At 63.4% G+C, this 1,851-nt stretch carries 4 protein-coding genes; all 4 read right to left on the bottom strand.

Features of this window, described 5'->3' with window-relative positions:
- Window positions 1-254, bottom strand: a 254-nt coding sequence (locus Mhypo_RS17640) for a metal-sensing transcriptional repressor (RefSeq protein ID WP_240637364.1), incomplete at its 3' end; no start/stop codon positions are given.
- Window positions 232-435: a CopZ family metallochaperone gene (locus Mhypo_RS17645; RefSeq protein WP_119342516.1), complete on the bottom strand. Its 204-nt coding sequence runs from the start codon at window positions 433-435 to the stop codon at window positions 232-234. The genes Mhypo_RS17640 and Mhypo_RS17645, both read right to left, overlap by 23 nt.
- A gap of 108 nt (window positions 436-543) precedes the next feature.
- On the bottom strand, window positions 544-1,125 hold the full coding sequence (locus Mhypo_RS17650) for a DUF305 domain-containing protein (protein WP_119342517.1): 582 nt from the start codon (window positions 1,123-1,125) through the stop codon (window positions 544-546).
- A gap of 37 nt (window positions 1,126-1,162) precedes the next feature.
- On the bottom strand, window positions 1,163-1,837 hold the full coding sequence (locus tag Mhypo_RS17655; protein ID WP_276309769.1) for an HAD-IC family P-type ATPase: 675 nt from the start codon (window positions 1,835-1,837) through the stop codon (window positions 1,163-1,165).
- Window positions 1,838-1,851: the final 14 nt, after the last annotated feature.

Here is a 1,851-nt window from a genome sequence, read left to right on the forward strand (position 1 = left end):
TGGTGCCTCAGGTGGCTTTGCAGCACCGTGTCGCCCACCTTGTCCAAGGCGCCCTGCACGGCCTTGATCTGCTTGAGCACGTCCACGCAGTAGGGTTCACCCTCGAGCATCTTGAGGATGCCCTCGAGGTGCCCCTTGGCCGAGAGCAGCCGGTTGCGCGCCTCCTGCCGCACCTTGGGATCAAGGTGCAGGGTGTGCTCGGCGATGGGGTTCACATTCCCTCCCTCTGGGTCACGCACGGACGGAGGCCGCATAGCCCTCTTCTTGCACCGCGTTGATAAGCCGCTCCACAGGAGCGTTGCCCTCGACGACGGCCCGGCCCTCCTGCAGGAAGACCTCCACCTTCTCCACCCCCGGCACACTCTTAAGGGCCTTCTCGACGCTCATCTTGCAGTGGCCGCAGCTCATGCCTTCAATTTTGAGTTCAATGCTCATTTTTCACCTCCACCCCCTCCAGGGGAGGGGTATATTCCCAGCTTAGGCTTCGCTGGAGATAAAGTCAACCCCACCCAGGGAGGGGTGGGGCTAGCGCAGCACTCTGCTTCAAAGAGACTTTAGCCACTCCCGATACTGCTCGATCTCGCGGCGCTGCACGGCCATGACTTGCTGGGCGAACTGCTTGAGCTCAGGCTTGGTGGCCTTCTTCAGAGCCAGGTCGGACATGTCGATGGCGTCTTGGTGATGGGGGATCATCCCCTCTAAAAAAGCCCGGTCTACCGGCATGGCATGCCCCGGCATGGCTTGCATGCTCATCATGGCCGTGTCCATCATGGGCTTCATATCGCTTTTCATCATGTCCATGTACATCCGGGAGGGCGCCACCCCGTACCAAGCTTTGAGCCAGGCCGTGAGCTGGCCAATCTCCTTGTTCTGCACGGCGATGATCTCCTGGGCTGCTTTGCGGATGCGGGCGTCCTTCGAGACCTTGAGCACCGCCTGGGCCATCTCCACCGCGCCCTTGTGGTGTTCGATCATCATCGACATGTAGGCGATGTCGAAGTCCTTGCCGGTGAGCTTTTCCAGCACAGCCATGCTCTGCATGGCCATGCCCCCGTGTTGCGAGTGGTCGGTCTGGGCCAGGGCCAAGCCGAGCGCGAGTGTAAGTGCCACGATCGTTCGAATCATCTCTCCTACCTCCGGGCAAGATAGTGGCGGATTTGTGTTAAGCCCATGTAAAGCGCTGCCGCGACCCCACCCCCAGCAGCAGGGCATTCACCGTCACGATTACGGTGGAAGCGCTCATCAGCAGCGCTGACCACTCCGGCCGCAACAGGATACCGTAGCTGTTGTAGAGCGCCCCCGCCGCAACGGGGATGGCCAGCACATTGTAGATGGCCGCCCAGAAGAGGTTCTGCTTGATCTTGCCGCGTACCTTGCGGGCCAGTTGAATGGCCTTGGCGACATCGGCGGGGTTGTTCTTCACCAGCACCACGTCGGCGGTCTCCACGGCCACGTCGGTGCCGGCCCCGATAGCGATGCCTACGTCAGCCTCGACCAGGGCGGGCGCGTCGTTCACGCCGTCCCCGACCATCGCCACCTTACGCCCCTGGGCCTGGAGTTCCCTCACCTTAGCCGCCTTGTCCTCGGGCAGGACCTCGGCGATCACCGTGTCCATGCCGAGCTGGCGGGCTACGGCCTCGGCGGTGCGGCGGTTGTCGCCGGTGAGCATCGCGGTCTGGATACCGAGCGCGTGCAGGGTCCCGACCGCTTTCCGGGCGGACTCACGGACCACGTCGGCCACCGCGACCACCCCTGCGGGCTGGCCGTCCACCGCCACGTACATGGCGGTCTTGCCCTCGGCGGCCAGCCGGGACACCCGTTCTTCCAGTTGGCCCACCTCGACGCCTTCCC

The sequence above is a fragment of the Meiothermus hypogaeus genome, from assembly GCF_003574035.1.
GTDB lineage: Bacteria > Deinococcota > Deinococci > Deinococcales > Thermaceae > Meiothermus > Meiothermus hypogaeus.